Below are 15,245 nucleotides of genomic sequence, written 5' to 3'. Positions count from 1 at the left end.
TCCTGAGCCAGGATCAAACTCTCATTAAAAGTTTGAGTTCTCACTCATTTCTGTCACTGACAGATTTATTGTTTTTTTCATTGTTCAGTACTACAACCTTAGTTGTAGTGCCCTGCACATTGGTTCGTCTTGTTCAGTTTTCAAAGGTCTTTGTCACTCGCTTCTCTCGAGTGATAACTATATTAGTATATCACAGTCGCTTTCGCTTGTCAACACTTTTTTGAAACTTTTTTGAAACTTTTTTTCATCAAGTGTGCCATCCGCAACATACCATAGTCCGTACGGGATTCGAACCCGTGTTACCGCCGTGAAAAGGCGGTGTCTTAACCCCTTGACCAACGGACCTGAGCTGTTATTTTCAACTCTTACTATTATACAGACTTTTTCTGACTTGTCAACAACTTTTTTAAACTTTTTATGTTTTTTTGTATGACTCCCTAATGAGTACGGATATCAAACTCCTTAAACACAATACGTAAGTCTCTCAATACTCTTTGACGCCCTCGGAAGCGTTCATGTCTTAAGACGCGTTCTAACTCTTCTTGTTTGTCTTTACTTTGTTTGTTTCTATAATCTCTTAGTGTCTCATGAAAGAGATAATACTCATCTAGCCACATACCTCCCTCACTGATACGATGACTAATCTCACCTACTTCTTCATAGGGTTCTTTATCATATCTACGCTTCTGGCTTTCCTGCTTACGGATATAGTCTAGGATCCGATTACGGAATTTAGTTTTGAAGTATTTACGTAAGCGTGGGATATCTTCTACTATTCCTTCTTCTCTACTAATCAATTCATGTAAGCAAATCATTCCCTCTTGGTCCCAATCTGATAGCTCCCATAAATGGAGATGATATTCATTTCTACACTTATATACAATCCCCTGGACTTCTTCATATAATTCTTTAAACATAACGTTCCCCTTTCTAGATACAGTCTAACAAATCAAGAACTTAATTGGGACCATTTCGCCTATTCTGTCTCCTTTACCGTCTCAACTGCACAAAAAAGAGAGGTCACGCCTCTCTCAGGGTTATATTTCATCATTCATTTTTGACTTTACTTCATCATAAGATAATGCATGAGATTCCTCTTCTACGGTTTCAGGCATCTTTCCTGTTTCGTAAAGAGCTTTAATTTGTGTACTATCCAATGTTTCGTATTTCAATAATGCTTCTGCAATCAACTTGTGAGTTTCACGATTTGACTGAATAATTTCAGCAGCTTTATTTCGTGCTTCATTCAATAATGAACGAACCTCTTCGTCAATTTCATAAGCTGTTTGTTCTGAGATTGATTTTTGAGGGCTCTGTGCACCAAACATAGCATGATTGCCCTCATATTGAACTGGACCTAGTTTTTCACTCATACCGTACTCTGTAACCATTGCACGCGCCATTTGTGTCGCCTGTTCAAAGTCATTTGAAGCTCCTGTAGTTTGGACATTAAAGATAATTTCTTCGGCTACACGTCCACCCATTAAACCAGCCAATTGCTCTTTCATATCTTCTTTAGATAGAAGCATTTGATCCTCTTTAGGAAGTGCAATCATATAACCACCTGCACGGCCGCGTGGTACGATAGTAACTTTATGAACAACACGAGCATTCGACAAGACTAGACCAACAATGGTATGTCCTGCCTCATGATAGGCAACCAATTCACGTTCTTTTTGTGAAACTGTCTTATCTTTCTTAGAAGGTCCAGCAATAACTCTATCTTCTGCTTCATCAATATCTGAAGCATCAATTATCGATTTATTGCGACGAGCAGCGACTAAAGCAGCTTCATTCAATACATTCTCTAAATCAGCACCAACAAAACCTGGAGTTTGTTGGGCAACTAATTTCAAATCAACATTTTCCGCTAAAGGCTTGTTCTTAGCATGAACTTTCAAGATTGCTTCGCGACCTTTAACATCAGGACGGCCAACCAATACTTTTCTATCAAAACGTCCTGGACGTAAAAGGGCAGGATCAAGTACATCTGAACGGTTTGTCGCAGCGATAACGATAATCCCTTCATTTCCCTCAAAACCATCCATCTCAATCAAAAGTTGGTTCAAGGTTTGTTCACGTTCGTCATTTCCTCCGCCAAGACCAACTCCACGTTGACGTCCAACAGCATCAATTTCATCGATAAAGATAATAGCTGGTGCTGCTTTTTTGGCATCTTCAAAAAGAGAACGAACACGACTAGCTCCAACTCCGACAAACATTTCTACAAAGTCAGAACCTGAAATACTAAAGAATGGTACACCTGCTTCTCCGGCGACTGCTTTAGCAAGCAAAGTTTTACCTGTTCCCGGAGGTCCCTCCAAAAGAACACCTGCTGGAATACGGGCTCCAAGTTTTGTAAATCGTTTTGGATCTTTTAAAAATTCAACAACTTCAACTAGTTCTTGTTTTTCTTCCTCAGCTCCAGCAACATCTGAAAATCTTACTTTAATATCTTCTTTATTTGCAGCTTTAGCCTTACTACGTCCAAAACTCATCGGGTTACGGCTATTATTTCCTCCCATATTTCCCATCATAGAGAATAGGAAGAAGAATAGAATACCGAATGGTACAATGGATACAAGAATATTAATCCACATACCACTCGAACTTTCATGCTTAATAGTTACTTCCGCTTTATGGTCAGAAGCAAGCTTTTGCAATTCTGATACTGTAGTATCTGAAGGAAGAATAATACTTGAAAATTTCTCTACTGTTGTAGCAGAAGGAGAAAAGAACTGAATGCCTGTTTCTTCTTTACTTGTTTTAGGATTTTTATAAACACCTGAAACCTCGATAACACTGCCATTTGGTTGGTAAGTCAATTCTTTTACATTGTCATCGGTAATTTCTTTTACCAATTCTGTATAATTAATTTGCTCACTTTTCCCTGCAACACTACCTGTACTAAAATACTGGTAAGCTGTAACTAGGAAAAAAATAAGTAATAACCATAGAAAAGGATTTTTAATTAAACCATTATTTTGTTTTTTCATTAAAAATTGTTCTTTCTAATTTGAATACACTTCTTCTTTCAATACTCCAACATAAGGAAGGTTACGATAATTTTCTTTGTAGTCTAAACCATAACCTACTACAAACTCATTTGGGATAGTAAAGCAGGTATAGTCAGCCTCAATTTCTACAACACGTCCTTCTGGTTTATCCAACAAGGTTGCAATGTTAACAGAAGCTGCTTCTCTTGCAATAAACATATCTCGCAAATTCTTCAAAGTTTGACCTGTATCAATGATATCTTCTACAAATAAAACATGTCTTCCTTTGATGTCTTGAGTTACATCTTGCTTGATATTGATGACACCGCTACTTGCTGTTCCACCATGATAGCTAGAAACCATCATGAAGTCCATTTCAATATGTGTGTCGATATGTTTGACTAATTCAGCCATAAAAGGAATAGATCCTTTTAAAATCCCAACTAAGATTGGATTTTTTCCTGCATAGTCTTTAGTGAGTTGGGCACCTAATTTTTTAGCAGCTTCTGTAATTTCATCGTGTGAAACGAGGATTTTTTTAATATCGTTTTCTAACATTTTTTTTACCTATCTATTTTTTCTATATAAAGTACAGTGTTCATTATATCATTTTTCGTGTTTTTACTCAAATTACTGGTCGCAATTCCCAAAATTGAGACAATTTCACCAAATTGCTCAATAATCAGAGCTGATTTTCGCTTTTCCATAGGGATTTTCAAATCAATAAATAGACGTCTGAGTTTTTTTCTATGCCCATTTTGAATCAAAAAATCTCCTGTTTTTCGATGACGAATGTGTATTGATGTTTCCCGTGAAACAGGTACCTGCTGAATTAATTCACCATCTAAAGGAAGTCCAAAGGAAAATAAATATCCTTGATAAGATACCTGATTTTGATAGTGTAACACAAGTTCATCTTCCTTTTCATCAGACTGAGGACTGATTTTACAAATCCGAAACTGTTGATACTCTTTTACTAATTCATAACCATTTTTAAGCGGATGACGATACTGGCTTTTAGTTTTTAAAATTTGTCTAACTTCTTCAAACTGAGCTTTTGTAAGATTCAAATCTGGAAAACTATTCAGATAAGTTTGAAGTAAAACTCTTTGTGTTGACTCAGAATAAGAAAATAACTGTTGTAAATTTTCCACATCAATATTCTTTGATAATTCAGCTATAGCTAGGTCATAATCTAAAATTTCATTGCCGATGCTTAAGATTGCATCTCTAAATCTAGGATTTTCTTTTTCTAATTCTGGTAAATAAGAATTTCGAATACGATTGCGAAAATAATGATTTTCCTGATTTGATGTATCTTCAAAGTGAAAAATTGGTGGAAAGTCTTTTTTCTGAAAATGCAAGAAGGGACGAATGATTTCTATCTCTCCGACTACTTGCTTCTCCTTAATTCCTGATAGATAGCGCAAACGAGTTCCTCGAATCAAGCGCATTAAAATCGTTTCCACCTGATCATCAGCATGGTGGGCAGTGACTAAAGCTGTCGCACCTGTCTTTTTCATGACCTCTTGAAAAAAATCATAACGAAAATGTCGAGCACGTGCTTCTGAAAATTCTCCTGAAAAATTGCTGATATAAATAGGAAGCTCTGCTTCAGCAGCTAACTTCCTTAATTCCTGTTCTTCCCAATCTGATTCTACTCTCTGCTTATGATTCACATGAGCTAGAATCAATTCAATTTCTAACTCTTTTTGATACGTAGATAACACCTTAAATAGAAACATAGAATCTAATCCACCAGAAAGAGCTAGAACCACCTTAGCATGCTTTTTGAAATATCCCTTCTTGAGAAAATGATTTAAAAAATCTTGTTCCCTCATTTTAGAACCTCATAAACATCTTTGGCTATCTTAGAAATCGTATCATAATCAGAATTTTTAGTGAAAATAGAAAGAATAAATGGAGAATCTGCATAGACAACACCTGTATCATGCTTAAATTCATCCGCATCTCCAATTTTATGAGCTACTTTAACAGAAACACCTTTGGCAATTCTCTCATTATCAAAATCTGTTTTAGTCAAAGACTCCAATACAAATCCATTTTGATTATAAATTGCCTCCATAACCTTCCCAGCCATCTTAGAAGAAATCAATTTTTCTTTGGAATCCCAATCATCTCCCATAATAGCAGACATCTTGGATTTGAATGTGGCATCAGATTGGTTTGAAATGTAATATCCCAATAGATTATGAGCTACATTATCAGATTCTTTTGATACTTTCGTAATTAAATCCTTTAGAGAATACTCTTTATTATCCTCTTTTTTAGGAAGACTACCACTTCCTTCTGGTTTATAGGAACCTGGAAAATCATTGACTGCAGATATGTATTTTACAGTCGTATCTAACTGATAAAGACCTTCATTTATTTTTTCTTGCGTATAATAAAGATAAGGGAGTTTCAAAACACTAGCCGCATACATCTTTTCATCTTGATTGATACCAGCTTCTTTTCCAGTAGTCAGTTGCTTAACATAAATAGAAAATGAATCCTTCTGATATTTTTCCGATAACATTTCTTGGACTTTACTCATCCGATTATCTTCTTCAGAAGTTGATTCTTTAGCTACCCATCCAGCCTGATCAATATGTAGAAATTCTCTTCCTTCTACAAACATGGTCTTATCAATTGATACTTGCGAATAAGCTGATAAGGATGATTTCACTTCTTTTAAGTCATAAGGACTATTGTACAGTTTAAAATCAGATTCTAACCATACTTTTTTTATTGTTGGAGTTACCTCTGATTGATCATATAAAAATCGTTTGTCCGCAGCTATAAATTGATGATTTGATAGCTTAAATACCGGAATTCCTTGTTTATTTAAGTGCCACTCGGTTATTTGAAAACTTGTTTGGGGAGTCAATTTTCCAGATTCCACTACTAAATCTTCATTCGCATAAACAGGAACCTCTCCATAAACCATGGGAGAACTTAATTTTTCTCTAAAATAAATACCAAAGTCAGATTGTGAAAGGTAATAAATTTCTTTCGAAGTATAGACGACTTCTTTTTCTGTGCTAACGACTTTTGAAATAGTCAAAAAACTCGGTAGCAACAAAATAATTAAGAACTTACGCATTCTTCCTTTCCTTTTCTTCTTGTAAACGCAATAATTGATTTTTATCAGCCAACTCTTCTAGTTTTTCATCCGATAGACTCAAAAATTGCTCTATTACATCTAATAAATTTTCCATTTTATCACCTTGGGAGCAAGTCAGGAATCGTATAAACAGCTTCCCGATTCTTAGAATAATAATATTTTGCACGCATGTATTTAGCAGCGTAATCTTCATCTTTCAACTTTGTAGCAAAAGCTGTCTCTTTCTCCTTTTCCTCACTTAAGGTTTGATACTGAGTTTGCAAGTCTGATAACTGTTGACGTCTTTGGAGTAATTGGTGATAACTTTGAGCAAGATTATAAGTTGGTAAAATGAACAATAAAATCATCAAAATAAGAACCCAACCCATGAAACGATTACGTTTTTGTCGTTCTTTCATCAGATAGCGACGACGTTGGTGTTCATTTTGAATAAAAGAATTATTCAATTGTACGATATTTTTAGACATTTTCTTCTACCCGTGTTTCACTGATAATTTCATACATGCCTGCTGCATCTTCTTTTTTTGTACTATCTTTCATCTCCAGTACTTTTACAAGTAGCAACTTATTTCCAAATCGAATTTCAACTTGGTCATTAACTTTCAAATCCGTTGAACTTTTTGCCAAGATTCCATTTACCTTGATTCTACCTTTATCTGCTACTTCTTTTGCGACTGTACGACGCTTGATAATTCTTGATACTTTTAAATATTTGTCTAATCTCATTTTTATTACCTCAAATTATTATTGTACCATTTTTATCCCTTTTATAGAAGAAAAATGTTAAAGGGAAATTGCTTCCTTTGATTCTTTTATCTCTAATAAACTTTCTCCAAAAATGAGCAGACCTTCTAAAATTTCATAGTCCTTCTTGTTTCGGATGTCAAATACAACTTCCATTAATCCCTTATTCTCAGTTATGGCTGCTTTTAAATTCGTTGCAGATAAAGATTTAAAATAATCTTGAGCCAAAAACAATCGCTGAGTGACTTTTTCAAATTGTACTGTAATCTTATTATCTTTTCTTTCCACACGTTGAACAAAGACCTTGTCAAGATAAGACTTAACCAAACCAATCTCTAAAAGATAGGCTACCACGTCTGGGTACTCTCCAAAGCGGTCCATCAACTCTTCTTGTAACTCTTCATAGTTGGCACGGTTGTCAATTTGACGAATTTTCTTGTAAATTTCAATCTTATGTCGTTGATCAGAAATATAGGTATCAGGAAGATAGGCATCAATTTGTAAAATCAACTCAGCATTCCCTTTGGTTCTTGTGTTCCCATTACCATGTCGTTTAGCAATAGCTTCCTCCAATAATTGCGAATACAATTCAAAACCAACAGAATCAATGAAACCAGACTGGGATTTCCCTAAAAGATTTCCTGCTCCGCGAATCGAAAGATCTCGCATTGCAATCTTAAATCCGGAGCCCAATTCTGTAAATCCTTTGATTGCTTCTAATCTCTTTTCAGATACTTCACTGATTGATTTTTCCGGACGATACATGAGATAAGCATAAGCAATACGATTACTACGACCAACTCTTCCTCTTAACTGATACAAGGTTGACAAGCCCATATGGTCCGCATTTTCAATAAATAAAGTATTGGCATTTGGAATGTCCACCCCTGTCTCAATAATGGTAGTTGTCACCAAGATATCATACTGACCTTCAATGAAATCTAGTAGAGTATTTTCTAACTGAATCTCACTCATTTGCCCATGAACATACCCAATTGAAGCCTCTGGAATCAACTCCTGTAATTCTGAAACCTTCTGATCAATTGTGTCAACTTTATTGTAAAGATAGTAAACTTGACCTCCACGGTCCATTTCACGTAAGACAGCATCACGAATCACACTATCATTCTTTTCCAAAACATAGGTCTGAACAGGATAACGATTAGTCGGCGGAGTTTCAATAACAGACAAATCTCTGATTCCCAGCATAGACATGTGAAGGGTACGAGGAATTGGCGTTGCTGTCAAGGTCAGAACATCTACTTGTTTTTTCAGTTCTTTCAAGGTTTCCTTATGCTTGACACCAAATCGCTGCTCCTCATCAATAATCATTAAGCCCAAATCAGCAAACACAACATCTTTTGACAAAACACGATGTGTTCCAATCAGAATATCAACTTGACCCTTTTTCAATTTTTCAAGTGTTTCAGTCTGCTCTTTTTTACTTCTAAAGCGACTCAACACATCAATATTAACTGCAAAATTTTGGAATCGTTCCTTAAAATTCGTATAGTGCTGTTGCGCTAAAACCGTCGTCGGAACTAGAACGACAACCTGTTTGTGATCATTGACTGCCTTAAAGGCTGCACGCATAGCAACTTCAGTCTTTCCAAAACCAACATCCCCAACTAAAAGTCGATCCATTGGTTGAGAAGCCTGCATATCTCTCTTGATTTCCTCAACACTACGAAGTTGATCATCCGTTTCAACATAAGGGAAGGCATCATCAAAAGCATGTTGATCCTCATCATCAGCTGAGAAAGCAAAACCCTTCAACTGGCTGCGCTCAGAATAAAGTTTGATTAAATCGTCAGCTATATCCTCTACCTGGTTCTTAACTTTTTGCTTGGCTTTTTTGAAATGACCGTCATTTAATTTATTGAGTTTAGGAGCTTTACCGTCACTTGAAACGTATTTGGAAAGTAGATGAATCTGTTCCACTGGGATAGAGATTTGATCCCCGTTTTGGTATTGAACACTGACATAATCACGGTGAATCCCTTTGATTTCAATTGTTTCAATCCCTAGATATTGACCAATTCCATGGATATGGTGAACAACGTAATCTCCTTTTTCAAGTTCATTGTAATCTTTTAATCTCTCTGCGTTTGAAACATGTTGTCTTCGAAAACGACGTTTCAATTTCTTTTGAAAAATCTCATGTTCAGTTATCAATAAAACCTTTTCATCTACAAAATGAAAACCATGTCTGAGATTACCCTCAATTAAGTTTACAGATTCTTTACAAACACTTGACTTATCTCTAGAATCCAATTTAATCTGGTATTCCTCTAAAACATCCTCCAATGTTTTACTTCCCATTGAATTGCTAGACTGCAGGATAATAGTATAATCCATTTTTTTGTATCGCTCAATTTCTTCTTTTAGAAAAGAAAATTGATTGAAAAACTCCTGCATAGGATATTGATTAAATTGATAAATTTGGTCAAACTTGAGATTGCCTAACCCCTTTTGCAGATTAGAGAAAAAGGTAACCGGACTCTGCTTTTTATAGATTTGCTCTGTATCTGCAAAATACTGCATCTCAGAAAATGCTTTACTGTTCTGTAATTCTTCTGTAAAGTATTGTGCTAACTCCCTTTCAAAGACTTCATACTGATTCATCAATTTCTGATAATCATCAAAGAATACTGGGGTATCTTTTTCAATATAGTCAAAGACAGTCCATGTCTTTTCATAGCACAAAGATAAAAACTTCCGTGAATCTGAATGTATTTGTTTTTGGTGAAAACTTGAAAGAATTTCTTCTAGATAGGATTTCAAAATCGGTGATAACGTTTTTGAAATTTGTTTTTCTAAAGCTGACTGTCCTCGTTGATAATCCTTTTCTCTCAAAAGCATATCACTAGCTGGAAAGATAGTGAGTTCTGTCTGATTTTCTTTCGATAATTGTGTTTCGACTTCAAATAACCTAATACCATCAATTTCATCACCAAAAAACTCAATTCGGCAAGGTTCTAACTGGGATATTTCAAAAATATCTAAAATATCTCCTCGTATACTAAACTCTCCCTGAGTTTGTACTTGTGTAACTTTTCGATAGCCTATCTCTTTTAACTGATGGATAAGTGCGTGTTGGTCATATTCTTCACCAACTGTTATTTTTACAATACTATCTTTAAATATATTGGGAGACGGTAAAATCAATCGACTTGCTGCGATATTACAAACTAAAATCCCTTTCTTAGATGAATCAGTCAAAAAACGCAAGGCTTCAACCCGTGAAATGATTTTTTCTTGTGAAGACATCAAAAACTCGACCATAGGGGAGTCATCTACCAAAAATGGATAGATAAGTTCCTCACCCAAGACAGATATAAGATCACTAACAAGTCCTTCTGCTCCTCCATAAGTTGACGTCAATAACACAATCTTATCTTCCTGTCTCAAACTACTAGCAATTGCTAAAGCTTTTGTAGAAGTTGACAATCCTAACATTAATTGTCTTTTCTTATCTGTCAGTTTTTGATGCCATTTTTTTATCTGATCATTTTCTGAGAATAAATCTAATAAGGCCACCATTTATCCGTTATACCTCTGCATCGTTTTTTCAAAGTTTTTCTCTTGTAAATAGTAGTTTACAGAATCGTCAACTTTGTCAATAGACTGTAAAATACCAATATAATCATCCTTGTCAAACTTACTCAAAACATGGTTAACAACTGACATTCCATTTTTAGGTCTTCCGATTCCAATCTTAACACGATTAAATGTCTGGGTTCCAATATGTTGAATAATAGACTTGATACCATTATGACCACCTGCGGATCCCTTTGCTCTTAAGCGAATCTTTCCAACTTCCATGTCAAGGTCATCGTAAATGATGAGTAAATCTTCAATATCCAAACCATAATAAGTTAATAAAGCATGAACCGCTTTTCCACTTTCATTCATAAATGTCGTTGGTTTGACAAGATAAATTTTTTCTCCATTTAGGAAAAAGGATGCTAGGTCAGCTTGAAATATTTTATCATGTGTAAAAGTGACATTCTGTTTCTTCGCTAGTTGGTCAATCAACATAAAACCAACATTGTGTTTTGTTTCAAAATATTTATCCCCTGGATTTCCTAATCCTACAAGTAATTTGGTCATTTATTTTTCCTTTCAAAAGCCAAAAGGGTTGGAATTTTTTTCCAACCTAATTGACACTATTCATTAATTTTTTTTAGACATTAAAGCGGAATTCCATAATATCGCCATCTTGAACAATATATTCTTTTCCTTCTTCACGCAAGCGTCCAGCTTCTTTTACAGCCTTTTCAGATCCGTATTTCACTAGATCCTCATATGACATAGTTACTGCACGAATAAATCCTTTTTCAAAGTCTGAGTGGATAATACCAGCTGCTTGAGGAGCCTTCATACCACGTTTAAAGGTCCAAGCGCGAACTTCTTTTTCACCAGCTGTGAAGTAAGTTCCCAATCCAAGTAAGTGGTAAGCTGCACGAGTCAACTTGTCAACGCCTGACTCTGTCAAACCAAGTGCTTCAAGAAACTCTTGCTTATCTTCTTCGTCTAACTCAGAAATTTCTTCCTCAGCACGCGCAGAAATAACGACTACTTCAGCATTTTCTGTCGCTGCGAATTCACGAATTTGTTTAACATAGTCGATAGAGTCAGGTTCTGAAACAACATCCTCATCCACATTGGCAACATAGAGCACTGGTTTAGTCGTCAAAAGGAAGAGACCTTTGACAACTTTTTGTTCTTCATCTGTAAATTCAATAGTTCGAGCTGATTTTCCATCTTCTAGGACTGGTTTAATCTTTTGAAGAACATTAAACTCAGCTACTGATTCTTTATCTTTTTGCGTACGTGCCATCTTTTCTACACGCGCATAACGCTTATTAACTGATTCTAAGTCAGCAAGAATCAACTCCAGGTTAATAGTATCAATATCTGCAAGTGGATCTACAAAGGCGTCTTCACGTCCTTGCTCGCGCATCACATTTTCATCATCAAAAGCACGAACTACGTGAACAATCGCGTCTACTTCACGGATATTAGCCAAGAATTTATTCCCTAGCCCTTCTCCTTTTGAAGCTCCTTTTACAATTCCTGCGATATCTGTAAATTCAAATGTTGTTGGAACTGTCTTTTTAGGAGTGATCATTTCAGTCAATTTTTGTAGGCGTTCATCTGGAACCTCAACCATTCCAACGTTTGGATCAATCGTCGCAAATGGATAGTTTGCAGCCTCTGCTCCTGCTTTTGTAATTGCATTAAATAGTGTTGATTTACCAACGTTTGGCAAACCAACGATACCTGCTGTTAAAGCCATATTTTCTCATTCTCCGTTTTTATTTCAATCCCTAATATTATAACACAAAAAGGGAAAACTTGCTAACCCTCTAACTGAGGGGTTTCAGTCAATAATTTTATTCATTTTTCGATCAAAATCATAGCGCCCCATCATGACAACATGGTCACAATTGCTACATTTAATTTTGATATCTGCTCCTACACGTGTAATTTCCCAACGATTGGCCTTTTTACCTGTTGACTTGATGGTGCAAGCATGTGGTTTTTTCATTTCAACAAAATTTCCAACTTGATACATACTACTCTCCTTTTCTTTTTCGATTATATCATAAAAGAGGCGAGCCAGGCTCAACCTCTTTCACTTAATTTGTACGAACTGGTGTAATGAGCTGCATGAAGTCTTCATCAGTGTCTGCTGGCACAAGAGTAAATGGACGAACAGCTGAGATAAAGCTAATGGTCACCTTTTCGCTATTTAAAGCCTTAAGAGAATCAATCAAGTAAGTTGGGTTGAAACTAATAGTCAAATCTTCACCAGTCACCTGATCAGTATCGATTTCTTCGTTTACTTTACCAACTTCTGGAGAATGAACATGGGCGCTAACAATACCACCTTTAATTTCAAGCTTCACAGTACCATTTTGAGTCGCACTTGATAAAAGGCGAGCACGCTCCATTGACTGACGTAAGTTTACCACATCAAAAGTAATAGTAGTGTTAAAGTCTGTCGGAATCAAGCGATCTGTATCAGGATAGTTACCTTCTAACAAACGAGTATAGAAGCTAATATTTTCGCTTCTAAAGAGGATTTGATTGTTGGCAAAGAAAATCTCTACAGTTTCAATATCGTCTGTAAATACTGCTGAAAATTCGCGTAGAGAACGGCTAGGAATCACGACATCAAAATCATCACTATTTTTTTCAAGAGTCAATTTTTTCTGGCTTAGACGATGAGAGTCTGTTGCAACTGTTTTTAACTCTTTGTGTTGGCTCAATACAAAATGAACACCTGTTAAAATTGGACGACTTTCTTGTGTACTTGCAGCAAAAGCTGTTTCATTGATAATTTTCTTGAGTAATTTTGTTTCAAGAACCAAAGGAGTGCTTGCTGAAATTTCTTGGATTCGTGGATATTGTTCGCTATCTTTTCCTTTGAGGGTAATTTCTGATTTGCCACTGGTTAAAACAATTTGATTTTGTTCAATTTCTTTAAAATCAAGAGTCACATCAGGTAGACTAGATACCACATTGATAAAGAAAGAAGCTTCAAGAAGGATAGAACCTAAAGAAGTAATCAATAGCCCAGCATCTTCATTTTTTTGAGAAATAAAATTTTCAATTGAAATTTGACCATTTGAACCAATTAAAGTAACACCTTCGTTGGTCACGTCAATTTTTACTGTTGATAAAATAGGAATGGCATTTTTAGAACTAATAGCTCTCTTAGTGATATTTAATGCTTGTAGAAATAAATTTTTATTAATTGAAAAATGAATCATGGATTCTCCTTTATTTATTTTTAGTATTAGAAGGATAATAGTAATAATAGAGTCTGTGAAATCTGTGGAAAACAGACTAAAAGTAAGGCATACCAAGTTTTTTGGATTGTTTAAAAAATGTGGATAAAAAAGATAAAAAAGCGAAAGTTATCCACAGGTTATTTAATTTTCTTTTTGATTGATTCAATTTCTAAACGTAAATTATCGTCTTCATCAATCAAAGATTTAATTTTGGCATGGGCATGAATGACTGTTGTGTGATCTTTACCACCAAATTCCTTCCCAATTTTTGGAAGACTATTATCTGTTAGTTCTCTAGATAAATACATGGCTACTTGACGGGCTAATACAATATTTTGAAGGCGTCTACTTCCCTTCATTTCTTTGACACTGACACCATAAAAGTTACCAACTTCATTTTGGATTTTATCAATTGGGATAACGAGCATTTGGTTAACATCTTGTTTACGTGCCCTAATAGCCTCTGCAGCGATATCGATAGTGATATCCTTAATCTTCTTCACTCGGGCAATTAAAGTGATGTCGTTGATTGCTCCTTCAAGTTCTCGGACGTTTGAATCAAATTGACCAGCTAGGTATTCTAGGGTATCACTTTGGAAATGGTAGTCTAAATGCTCTGTTTTACTTTGTAAAATGGCAATACGTGTCTCAAAGTCAGGTGGTGTGATGTTTTGCGTCAAGCCCCAACTAAAGCGCGTGACAAGCCTCTCCTCGAGCCCTTCTAGATGTTTTGGACTTCGATCACTCGTTAGGACAATCTGTTTTTGCTTGTCATGAAGGGCGTTAAAGGTATTGAAAAATTCTTCCTGAGTTGCGACTTTTTTTCCGCTGAGTGACTGGATATCATCGATTAACAAAAGATCAAGACTACGATAGGTTTTTTTAAATTTTTCCATTTCCCCAAGTCTTAGGTGATCAAGAAAGTCATTAATAAAGCTTTCAGCAGGTATGTATTTGACACGCGCATTTGGAATATTTTTTAGAATTTCATTTCCAATAGCGTTTAACAGGTGAGTCTTACCAAGCCCAGGTCCTCCATAGATAAAAAGAGGATTATAGGTTAAGGCCAAATCTTCAGAGACAGCCAAAGCTGCTGATACTGCCCAGACATTTCCATCTCCTTGAATAAAATTATCAAAGGTATACTTTTCTTTTAATCCAGTATCCGAATAAGGAATAGATGCTAACTTTGGACTATAGTCATAAAGAGTTGAATTTGGAGCTTCTTCAACTTGTGAGATAGTCGTATCTTGAGGTTTGATGAAAATATAGTGGGGAGTTATTTCAGCGTCATAAATTTCAAATCCAGCAACTACAATAATATCTTTTAGCTGTTTTTCCCAGACCATTTCCATTTCAGATCGTGGTAAAAATATAGTGGCAACATTTTCCTCTACCTTAATGAGTTCAGCTTGAATAGCATAGAAATCATACATGGATCGAGTCAGTCTTTCTTGAGCAAATTCTAAGATACGATTCCAAAATTGTTTTTCTTTCAATCCTTTCTCCTCCTTTACTATTTAAAAGTTTAATGCTAGATTTATTTTACCATAGATAGCAAGAATTTTCCACAAG

General features: G+C 35.5%; 14 protein-coding genes and 1 tRNA gene. All 15 read right to left on the bottom strand.

Translation table 11 applies throughout. The features are described 5' to 3' along the window. Nucleotides 1-273: 273 nt before the first annotated feature. A tRNA-Glu gene (locus M1F55_RS07335) sits at nucleotides 274-345 on the bottom strand. A 92-nt stretch (nucleotides 346-437) separates the two neighbouring features. After that, nucleotides 438-917: a sigma-70 RNA polymerase sigma factor region 4 domain-containing protein gene (locus M1F55_RS07330; RefSeq protein WP_000471939.1), complete on the bottom strand. Its 480-nt coding sequence runs from the start codon at nucleotides 915-917 to the stop codon at nucleotides 438-440. Between the two features lie 120 nt (nucleotides 918-1,037). Continuing rightward, nucleotides 1,038-2,996, bottom strand: coding sequence for an ATP-dependent zinc metalloprotease FtsH (gene ftsH / locus M1F55_RS07325; RefSeq protein WP_247947592.1), 1,959 nt, complete (start codon nucleotides 2,994-2,996; stop codon nucleotides 1,038-1,040). A gap of 15 nt (nucleotides 2,997-3,011) precedes the next feature. Next, the gene (hpt, locus tag M1F55_RS07320) at nucleotides 3,012-3,554 is read right to left on the bottom strand and encodes a hypoxanthine phosphoribosyltransferase (RefSeq protein WP_000892176.1); all 543 of its coding nucleotides are present in this window, start codon (nucleotides 3,552-3,554) and stop codon (nucleotides 3,012-3,014) included. Nucleotides 3,555-3,559: 5 nt separating this feature from the next. After that, nucleotides 3,560-4,837, bottom strand: a complete 1,278-nt coding sequence (gene tilS / locus M1F55_RS07315) for a tRNA lysidine(34) synthetase TilS (RefSeq protein ID WP_084926251.1) — start codon at nucleotides 4,835-4,837, stop codon at nucleotides 3,560-3,562. Continuing rightward, complete coding sequence (locus M1F55_RS07310) at nucleotides 4,834-6,102, bottom strand: serine hydrolase (RefSeq protein WP_004255257.1); 1,269 nt, start codon at nucleotides 6,100-6,102, stop codon at nucleotides 4,834-4,836. The genes tilS and M1F55_RS07310 overlap by 4 nt, the downstream gene beginning before the upstream one ends. After that, nucleotides 6,095-6,217 carry an SP_0009 family protein gene (locus M1F55_RS09040; RefSeq protein WP_000429334.1) on the bottom strand — a complete coding sequence of 41 codons (123 nt, stop codon included), beginning with the start codon at nucleotides 6,215-6,217 and terminating at the stop codon, nucleotides 6,095-6,097. Before M1F55_RS09040 ends, M1F55_RS07310 begins: the two co-directional genes overlap by 8 nt. Nucleotides 6,218-6,221: 4 nt before the next feature. After that, on the bottom strand, nucleotides 6,222-6,590 hold the full coding sequence (locus M1F55_RS07305; protein ID WP_000041905.1) for a septum formation initiator family protein: 369 nt from the start codon (nucleotides 6,588-6,590) through the stop codon (nucleotides 6,222-6,224). Beyond that, the gene (locus tag M1F55_RS07300) at nucleotides 6,583-6,849 is read right to left on the bottom strand and encodes an RNA-binding S4 domain-containing protein (protein WP_001234978.1); all 267 of its coding nucleotides are present in this window, start codon (nucleotides 6,847-6,849) and stop codon (nucleotides 6,583-6,585) included. The genes M1F55_RS07305 and M1F55_RS07300 overlap by 8 nt, the downstream gene beginning before the upstream one ends. 57 nt (nucleotides 6,850-6,906) lie before the next feature. Then, a complete protein-coding gene (mfd, locus tag M1F55_RS07295; RefSeq protein WP_229294422.1) occupies nucleotides 6,907-10,410 on the bottom strand; it encodes a transcription-repair coupling factor in 3,504 nt (1,167 codons plus the stop codon). Next, the gene (pth, locus tag M1F55_RS07290; protein WP_004255263.1) at nucleotides 10,411-10,980 is read right to left on the bottom strand and encodes an aminoacyl-tRNA hydrolase; all 570 of its coding nucleotides are present in this window, start codon (nucleotides 10,978-10,980) and stop codon (nucleotides 10,411-10,413) included. Between the two features lie 73 nt (nucleotides 10,981-11,053). Next, nucleotides 11,054-12,169, bottom strand: a complete 1,116-nt coding sequence (gene ychF, locus M1F55_RS07285; RefSeq protein ID WP_001218713.1) for a redox-regulated ATPase YchF — start codon at nucleotides 12,167-12,169, stop codon at nucleotides 11,054-11,056. A gap of 84 nt (nucleotides 12,170-12,253) precedes the next feature. Beyond that, nucleotides 12,254-12,448, bottom strand: a complete 195-nt coding sequence (locus M1F55_RS07280; protein WP_000285186.1) for a DUF951 domain-containing protein — start codon at nucleotides 12,446-12,448, stop codon at nucleotides 12,254-12,256. A gap of 64 nt (nucleotides 12,449-12,512) precedes the next feature. Next, on the bottom strand, nucleotides 12,513-13,649 hold the full coding sequence (gene dnaN, locus M1F55_RS07275; protein WP_176139264.1) for a DNA polymerase III subunit beta: 1,137 nt from the start codon (nucleotides 13,647-13,649) through the stop codon (nucleotides 12,513-12,515). A 158-nt stretch (nucleotides 13,650-13,807) separates the two neighbouring features. Next, nucleotides 13,808-15,169, bottom strand: a complete 1,362-nt coding sequence (gene dnaA, locus M1F55_RS07270) for a chromosomal replication initiator protein DnaA (protein WP_247947591.1) — start codon at nucleotides 15,167-15,169, stop codon at nucleotides 13,808-13,810. Nucleotides 15,170-15,245: the final 76 nt, after the last annotated feature.

Origin of the sequence: Streptococcus mitis (assembly GCF_023109235.1) — a bacterium.
GTDB classification, from domain to species: Bacteria; Bacillota; Bacilli; order Lactobacillales; family Streptococcaceae; genus Streptococcus; species Streptococcus mitis_DA.
Note: the sequence above shows the minus strand (reverse complement) of the source record. Positions and strands in the feature narration are given on the sequence as shown.

What these genes read in the sequence shown, in the direction of transcription:
- M1F55_RS09040 (WP_000429334.1), bottom strand. Translation starts at nt 6,217, where the DNA reads ATGGAAAATTTATTAGATGTAATAGAGCAATTTTTGAGTCTATCGGAT.
- mfd (WP_229294422.1), bottom strand. Translation starts at nt 10,410, where the DNA reads ATGGTGGCCTTATTAGATTTATTCTCAGAAAATGATCAGATAAAAAAA.
- M1F55_RS07300 (WP_001234978.1), bottom strand. Translation starts at nt 6,849, where the DNA reads ATGAGATTAGACAAATATTTAAAAGTATCAAGAATTATCAAGCGTCGT.
- M1F55_RS07310 (WP_004255257.1), bottom strand. Translation starts at nt 6,102, where the DNA reads ATGCGTAAGTTCTTAATTATTTTGTTGCTACCGAGTTTTTTGACTATT.
- dnaN (WP_176139264.1), bottom strand. Translation starts at nt 13,649, where the DNA reads ATGATTCATTTTTCAATTAATAAAAATTTATTTCTACAAGCATTAAAT.
- M1F55_RS07305 (WP_000041905.1), bottom strand. Translation starts at nt 6,590, where the DNA reads ATGTCTAAAAATATCGTACAATTGAATAATTCTTTTATTCAAAATGAA.
- tilS (WP_084926251.1), bottom strand. Translation starts at nt 4,837, where the DNA reads ATGAGGGAACAAGATTTTTTAAATCATTTTCTCAAGAAGGGATATTTC.
- ftsH (WP_247947592.1), bottom strand. Translation starts at nt 2,996, where the DNA reads ATGAAAAAACAAAATAATGGTTTAATTAAAAATCCTTTTCTATGGTTA.
- M1F55_RS07330 (WP_000471939.1), bottom strand. Translation starts at nt 917, where the DNA reads ATGTTTAAAGAATTATATGAAGAAGTCCAGGGGATTGTATATAAGTGT.
- M1F55_RS07280 (WP_000285186.1), bottom strand. Translation starts at nt 12,448, where the DNA reads ATGTATCAAGTTGGAAATTTTGTTGAAATGAAAAAACCACATGCTTGC.
- ychF (WP_001218713.1), bottom strand. Translation starts at nt 12,169, where the DNA reads ATGGCTTTAACAGCAGGTATCGTTGGTTTGCCAAACGTTGGTAAATCA.
- hpt (WP_000892176.1), bottom strand. Translation starts at nt 3,554, where the DNA reads ATGTTAGAAAACGATATTAAAAAAATCCTCGTTTCACACGATGAAATT.
- pth (WP_004255263.1), bottom strand. Translation starts at nt 10,980, where the DNA reads ATGACCAAATTACTTGTAGGATTAGGAAATCCAGGGGATAAATATTTT.